The following is a 7,265-nucleotide window of genomic DNA, read 5'->3' as shown; positions in this document are numbered from 1 at the left end:
GTAGTGTTTACTTTTCAGCCTCCGAAGAGGCAATGTGTCCGTTCGACCCGCGGCCCTTTCCTTTTAATTCTCTTGAATTGACGCGGTGGGTGACTCTCGCCACACCCGCGCGGATGTACCTATCTTATTTTTTCTTTTTCTGTCTCAACAATCTCTCAAAGAACTTTCCGGAAGACTTTTTCTTCCGCTAGCCGCCTCTATAATAAGGCGTGTGTTTTACTTGTTTTCCGAAGCGACCGTTCGTCGTGTTCGGTGTGCAAAGGTCGGAAACTTTTCTGAATCCGCAAGCAAAATTTCAATCTTTTTTTTCTCTTTTTTCTCAGCCCGTTCGGCCGAGAGGCACTTTCGTTTCCGCTTTCAAGACCTGCGTTCCGGAGCGGGTTGCAAAGGTAAGAAGAGTTTTTGAATCTCCAAGCACTCTGCAAAACTTTTTTTCCTTTTTCTCGCCGGCCTGTGTTACCAGGATCCTTTCGAAAAGCTTCCAGCTGAAGCGGGCTGCAAAGGTAAGCAGAGTTTTCAATTCCGCAAGCCCCGGGCCAAAGTTTTTTTCAGTTTCTTTTCCGGCTGTTCTTCTATCGATTCCAGCACCGGTGGGCTCCCTGCCGGAGTCCCTTTTTCCCGACCCGTCTGACCGTGTTGGGAGTGCAAAGGTCGCAAAAGTTTTCTTCTCCGCAAGGGCCCGCCCCCGTCTTTGCCCCCTCTCCCCGGGCGGTTCCCCTTAAGTGCCTGATCCGCACAGAGAATAGTTTCAAACTTTCTTCCGGGTTTTTGCACTCAACTCGTGAATGCTCTTTTGTACCTATCAAGTCAAGGGGCTGCATGTGCATTTGCCCTTGGTATCCCCCACTTTTTCCTGGCTTTTCAACCAGCGGCTTTCGATTAACATCTTTTAAGGTTCCTGAAGTTCCTTGGCTACTCATTTTTTATTAATCTGTCTTTTGCGGCTTTCTTTAACAGTTATTTTGGTTTTATACATTGGCAGCTTCTTGTAGCTCTAAGTTTATCTATTTCCATAAAACGAAAGAAGGCTTCATTCAAAGTAGAATGAAGCCTTCTTATTTATAGTTGCCTGCTATATTATACGCTGGTCTTTTCTCTTCTCAGAGTGCTCTTTCTATCTGGCCCCACTGATGCGATTGTAATAGGTACTTCCAAATGCTGCTCCAGGAAAGTCATATAATTGTTAAATGCTTCTGGAAGTGCTTCCACTGTATCAATTTGATTCAGGTCTACTTTCCAGCCTGGTAGTTCTTCATAGATCGGTTCGATACTCTCGGTATCCAGAGAGTGTGGTAATTGGTCGGTTATTTCTCCCGATGCCAATTTATAATGCGTACACACTTTTATGGTATCGAACTCTGTCAGCACATCAGCTTTCATCATGTTCAGTTGAGTAACCCCATTCAACATGATTGAATATTTCAAACTTGGCAGATCTACCCAACCGCAGCGACGCGGACGTCCGGTTGTAGAACCAAATTCATTCCCTGCTTTTCTGATTTGATCACCCACCTCATCCAGCAACTCTGTAGGGAAAGGCCCGCTGCCTACCCGGGTGCAGTATGCTTTAAAGATGCCGTATACCTCTCCTATATATCGTGGGGCTACACCCAGCCCTGTACAGGCACCAGCCACCAAGGTAGTAGATGATGTAACAAATGGATATGTGCCAAAGTCAACATCCAGCAATGAACCCTGAGCTCCTTCTGCCAGTACACGCTTGCCGTTTTTCAAAGCATCGTTGATCATGTACTCACTATCAACCAGCTTAAGTGTACGGAGATAGTCAACTGCATCAAAGAATGCCTGCTCCTGCTCTCCAAGTTCTAAGGTCTGTCCATAGAACTCAACTGTCTTACGGTGACGTTCCACCAGCTTGTTATAGCGATCCTGAAAATCCTCAGCCAGTATATCGCCTATGCGTAAACCTACTCTGCCAATCTTATCCTGGTAAGTAGGTCCTATACCTTTTAGTGTAGAACCGATCTTACCTGAACCAAGTGCTTCTTCCGAAACTCTGTCAAGCACTTTATGTGATGGCAGAATGAGCGAGGCTTTTTTTGAAATGAATAGATTCTGGCTTGCATCTACGCCTCTATCCTGCAATTTCTGCATCTCTGTGCGAAATACGATCGGATCGAGCACAACACCATTGCCAATGATATTCTGAATATGTGAGTGGAAAATTCCAGAAGGTATCTGGTGAAGCACGTGCTTAGTGCCTTCGAATTCGAGTGTGTGTCCAGCATTAGGGCCTCCCTGGAAACGGGCCACAATGTCATAGGTAGGAGCCAGTACGTCGACGATTTTGCCTTTGCCTTCGTCGCCCCACTGCAGACCTATAAGTATGTCAACTGCCATTTATGAGTTAGTAAATTGATTCCTTTAAGAATTGCGCTGCGAAGTTATCATTTTCTGCGATGGTAAAAATGGCATTGAGCTTCGTAACGATCAAAAGTTTGCGAATGTGGTCAGACGGCTTGATCAAAACAAGCTCTCCCCCTCTGTTGCGAAACTTTGTAAGAAGTGAAACCAGCACCCCCATCCCGCTACTGTCCATGAAACGAACATTGGAGAGGTCTACAGCGCACAACAATACTTTATTTTCCACTTGCTCCTCAGCAACGGCCATCAGTCTCTGGGTGTCAGGCCCTGCCACGAGGTCGCCTTCCAGTCTGATGAACAGGACATCATCCTTTAGTTCTGTCTGATACTTCATGCTGTTGTTCGGTTGCTTTTTTGGCGCGGCAATCGCCGCATACCCCATAAAGATTAAGGGAATGGTGCAAGATATGAAAATTTAGAAGGTCCCCCACCATGGTCTGTATATTATGGATACGAGGATCGCAAAACTCCACCACTTTATGACACTCGGTGCATATCACGTGGTCGTGCTGTCGGTAGCCGTACGATTTTTCGTACTGCGCCAGGTTGCGACCAAACTGGTGCTTGCTTACCAGGTCATTCTCTACTAATAAGTCGAGGGTGTTATACACGGTGGCCCGGCTTACGCGGTAGTTCTTATTTTTCATGCTGATGTAGAGAGACTCCACATCAAAGTGCCCTGAACGTGAGTAAATCTCTTCCAGGATGGCGTAGCGCTCCGGTGTTTTGCGAAGCCCCTTGCTCTCCAGGTATGCCGTAAAAATTTTCTTTACTTCTTCTATTCTATTCTGCTGGTCTACTGCCATGATTTTCTCTCTTATATATAATAGGTGTAGTGGCTTAGTCGAATCGCTCGACCGTTAGCACGCCTGTTACCTTACCCATGCGCTGAATCAGTTTGTCCAGGTGGCCGGTGTCATTTACAAAAACCATAATATTCCCCTCAAAGATTCCATCATGCGAATCGATTGTGATCGAGCGCATGTTTACCCGAAGGCTGTTTGAGATAATACGGGTCAGGTCATTGACCAAGCCTACACGGTCTGTACCCTTGATTCGTATACCTGCCAGGAAAGCCAGTTCTTTCTGATCGGTCCATTTGGCTTTAATAATACGATTGCCATAGTTGGACATCAGTTCGATGCCTTTCTTGCAGTTAGTGCGGTGGATTTCAATGCCGTCTTCTTCTGACTCAAAGCCAAAAACTTCGTCTCCAGGTATCGGGTTGCAGCAAGCTGCCACCTTATAATTCATGTTCGAGGTGTTCTCCCCTATCACAAGCATATCGGATGTAACGCCGCGTATCTTCTGCACTTCCCGGTCAAAAGACTTGGGTTCGAGCATGGAGGCGCCCCGTTCTGCCTGTGCTGAAAAGATAACCTCTTTGATATTCTTGATATCTATATGCCCTGTTGCAATGCGGTAATGCAGATCCTGTACAGATGGTATATTGAAGAAAGCCAGCAACTTGTTCAGATTGCCTTGTGTTTCGGGCACCTTCAGGTAGGCCAGACGACGCTCCAGCATCATCTTACCCTGCTCTGACTTGTTTTTACGCTCTTCACGCAGGTATTCCTTGATGCGCGATCGGGCTTTGGACGTTACCACATAGTCCAGCCACTCTTCATTCGGCTTTTGCTTCTGTGAGGTCAGGATTTCTACCTGGTCACCGTTGCGCAGCCTAAAGCTGAGCGGCACCAGTTTCTGGTTTACTTTCGCACCAAGGCAGTGCAATCCGATCTGGGAATGTATTTCAAATGCGAAGTCGAGCGCGGTAGCCCGGTCTGGCAGTATAAGCAGCTCCCCTTTGGGCGTAAAGACAAACACCTCTTCCACGAAAAGGTTTTTGCGGAACTCGTCCATAAACTCCAGTGCGTTGGCCGTATTGTTCTCCAGCATGTCCCGCACTTTGTTTATCCACAGTTCCAGGCCTGATTCGCCACCACTTCCATCGCTCTTATATTTCCAATGGGCTGCATAACCACGCTCGGCAATCTCGTCCATACGCTTAGTACGTATCTGTACCTCCACCCACTGCCCGGACTTACTCATGACTGTAGTGTGCAGTGACTCGTAGCCATTGGCCTTTGGGGTGTTCACCCAGTCACGCAGGCGATCGGGGTTAGGCTGATAGAAGTCCGTTATAATAGAGTATACCTGCCAACAGGCTGCCTTCTCATGTTCCAACGGTACATCCAACGTGATGCGGATGGCAAACAGGTCGTAAATCTCCTCAAAGGTGATGTTCTGCTTTTTGATCTTCTTTAATATAGAGTAGATCGACTTCGGCCTGCCTTTGATATTAAATTTAAACCCATGGCGGCGCAGCTCTTCTTCTATAGGCGCAATGAAATCCTTGATAAACTTACCCCGGGCACTGCGGGTCTGTCGTATCTTGGTTGAAATGTCCTTGTAGGTTTCGGTATCGGTATACTTCAGGTATAGGTCTTCCAGTTCAGACTTGATGGCATAAAGTCCCAGGCGGTGCGCGAGGGGCGCATACAAGTACATCGTTTCAGAAGCGATCTTGAGCTGCTTATGACGCGGCATGCTGTCGAGCGTGCGCATGTTGTGCAAACGGTCGGCCAGCTTGATCAGGATCACCCGAACGTCATCCGACAATGTAAGCAGCATCTTCCGGAAGTTCTCGGCTTGCTGCGAGGTGCCATAGTCGAATACACCGGATATTTTGGTCAGACCTTCGATGATCCGAGCCACGCTGGTCCCAAACTCACGCTCAACTTCCTCTACCTCCATATCGGTATCCTCTACTACATCGTGCAGCAGAGCCGCCACAATAGAAGTAGTGCCAAGTCCGATCTCCTCGACAGCAATCTGTGCCACAGCCAACGGATGCAGAATGTAAGGTTCACCGGATTTACGGCGCATATCTTTGTGCGCCTCAACAGAGGTATTGAATGCCTTCTTGATGATCTTGGCATCATTGTCCTTCAGGAAAGGCTTGGCGTGCCGAAGTAATCTGCGGTAGTGTCTAAGGATCTCTTTGCGTTCTGCTTCTGGATCGATCATGTTCATGCTAAAGCTAGAAAGTAATGGGTATGCAAGCCAGTTGGGCTTGCCGCCATACTTATGCTACTGTTTATAAGTATAAGTGAGGCAGTGGCGTTTTAAGTTTCAAATATACATGAATATCCGCTTTCATACACACTGCGCCCAGTGAATCGTGCAATTTACTGATGCTGAACCACTAAGCGCTTACACGCTGTGCTGACTGAGAAAAAGAAGAAAAAATATTCGCTTTTTTTAAGCCGGCCTCTTGCATTTAAAATTAGCGTTCGTAAATTTGCACCATCATTACAAACAAGCACACATGCGGATGTGGCGAAATTGGTAGACGCACTAGACTTAGGATCTAGCGCTGCGAGGCATGGGGGTTCGAGTCCCTCCATCCGCACACAAACGAAACCCTCAACAGCCCATGTTGGGGGTTTGTTTTTACTAGATGTATCATCAATAAATTTTTGTAAGCCTTGAATATTACATTAAATCAAACCGACGGCACTAACGCGCAACTGAAGGTAGTCCTGGAAGAGGCAGACTATGCTCCACAGGTTGAGCAGCAAGTAAAAGAATTCAGCAAGAAAGCCCAGATCAAAGGCTTCAGACCTGGTAAAGTGCCTGCCGGCCTTATCAAGAAGATGTATGGCAAGAGCATACTGGTTGAGTCTATCAACAAACTTCTTCAGGAGGAGATCTCTAAGTATATCAAGGATAATGATGTGAAACTGCTGGGCGAGCCACTTCCGGAGCCAAGCCAGGAAAACATTGACTGGGATAACCAGAAAGAGTTCGAATTCACGTACGCTGTTGGTCTGCTGCCAGACTTCAACCTTCCGCTTGATAAAAGCGTAGAGGGTTACACTGTAGAGCTGGACCAGACAACGGTAGACGAGGCTTACGAAAACTTAAAGCGCCAGTTCGGCAAGACCACCAACCCGGAAATTTCTGAAGAGGGTGACTTTATCTACGGTGACCTGAAGCAAGTAGAAGGCGAATTTGAGTCTAAGACGCTTATCCCTACAAACCGTGTAGTAGAAGGCAAAGATCAGTTCATGGGTGTTAAAGCCGGTGACGTGATCCGCTTCGATATCCGCAAGGCATTTGGTGACGACAATAGCGCACTGGCCCATGTAACTGGCATGAGCAAAGATGTAGTAGCTGACCTGAACGGTGAGTTCGAATTCACAGTAGAGAAAATCAACCGCACAGAGGCTGCTGAATTAAACCAGGAGCTGTTTGACAAACTGTTCGGTAAGGACGAAGTGAAGACGGAAGAGGAGTTCGACGCTAAGATCCGTGAAACGATCAAGGAGAACTACGACCGTGAAGCTGACAACCTGCTGTACCGCAATATTATTGATACTTTGGTTGACAACGTAGAGGTAGAACTTCCAAATGAGTTCTTCAAGCGTTGGCTACAAGTGACTAATGAAGGTCGTCTGACTACAGAGCAGATCGAGGAGAACTTCGATAAGTACCTGAAGGAGCTGAAGTGGTCCATGATCAAGAACAAGGTAGTAGAGGAGAACGAGCTGAAAGTTACCAACGAAGAGGTGGTAAGCAGCACGAAAGAGAAGATGTTGGCCCAGTTCAATATGCCAGAAGTTCCAGAGGAACTGGTAGAGAGCATGAATAACTATGCTAACCAGTATCTGCAGCAGGACAATGGCCGTAACTACATTAATGAGTACGAGCAACTGCTGGCCGAGAAGGTGCTCGCTAAACTAAAAGAGACGATGACTGTTGTAGAGAAGACAATCTCTACAGAGGACTTCAAGAACCTGTCGTAATAAGAACGATTTATAATATTTAACCTAAAAAGTCCTTTATTATTTAAAGGACTTTTTTATTTTTGACCA

Annotated in this window: 6 protein-coding genes and 1 tRNA gene; 3 read left to right on the top strand and 4 right to left on the bottom strand. The window is 46.8% G+C overall.

Annotated elements, in window-relative coordinates:
* Window positions 1–191 (top strand): hypothetical protein (locus I0P70_RS21285; RefSeq protein ID WP_230391939.1); only part of this gene is annotated, 191 nt, incomplete at its 5' end.
* An 886-nt stretch (window positions 192–1,077) separates the two neighbouring features.
* Here the strand turns inward: I0P70_RS21285 and I0P70_RS02460 are convergent.
* Genes I0P70_RS02460 through I0P70_RS02445 form a run of 4 tightly spaced genes read right to left on the bottom strand, consistent with a single transcriptional unit; the run spans window position 1,078 to window position 5,421 of the window.
* Entirely contained in the window at window positions 1,078–2,361 is a 1,284-nt protein-coding gene (locus I0P70_RS02460; protein ID WP_196114596.1) for an adenylosuccinate synthase, read from the bottom strand.
* Window positions 2,362–2,368: 7 nt separating this feature from the next.
* Window positions 2,369–2,719 carry an STAS domain-containing protein gene (locus tag I0P70_RS02455; protein WP_007659423.1) on the bottom strand — a complete coding sequence of 117 codons (351 nt, stop codon included), beginning with the start codon at window positions 2,717–2,719 and terminating at the stop codon, window positions 2,369–2,371.
* The gene (locus I0P70_RS02450; protein ID WP_007659421.1) at window positions 2,691–3,191 is read right to left on the bottom strand and encodes a Fur family transcriptional regulator; all 501 of its coding nucleotides are present in this window, start codon (window positions 3,189–3,191) and stop codon (window positions 2,691–2,693) included. Before I0P70_RS02450 ends, I0P70_RS02455 begins: the two co-directional genes overlap by 29 nt.
* Window positions 3,192–3,225: 34 nt before the next feature.
* Window positions 3,226–5,421 (bottom strand): bifunctional (p)ppGpp synthetase/guanosine-3',5'-bis(diphosphate) 3'-pyrophosphohydrolase, encoded by a 2,196-nt coding sequence (locus I0P70_RS02445; RefSeq protein ID WP_196114595.1) that lies wholly within the window; start codon window positions 5,419–5,421, stop codon window positions 3,226–3,228.
* Window positions 5,422–5,718: 297 nt separating this feature from the next.
* Between I0P70_RS02445 and I0P70_RS02440 the strand changes: the two genes are divergently transcribed.
* Together I0P70_RS02440 and tig are read left to right on the top strand one after the other, a co-directional pair.
* A tRNA-Leu gene (locus I0P70_RS02440) sits at window positions 5,719–5,800 on the top strand.
* 76 nt (window positions 5,801–5,876) lie between these two features.
* Window positions 5,877–7,196 carry a trigger factor gene (gene tig, locus I0P70_RS02435; protein ID WP_196114594.1) on the top strand — a complete coding sequence of 440 codons (1,320 nt, stop codon included), beginning with the start codon at window positions 5,877–5,879 and terminating at the stop codon, window positions 7,194–7,196.
* Window positions 7,197–7,265 lie beyond the last annotated feature (69 nt).

Origin of the sequence: Pontibacter sp. FD36 (genome assembly GCF_015686655.1) — a bacterium.
Taxonomy (GTDB): Bacteria; Bacteroidota; Bacteroidia; order Cytophagales; family Hymenobacteraceae; genus Pontibacter.
The sequence above is the reverse complement of the archived record's forward strand: the minus strand, read 5'-3'. Positions and strand labels throughout refer to the sequence as shown.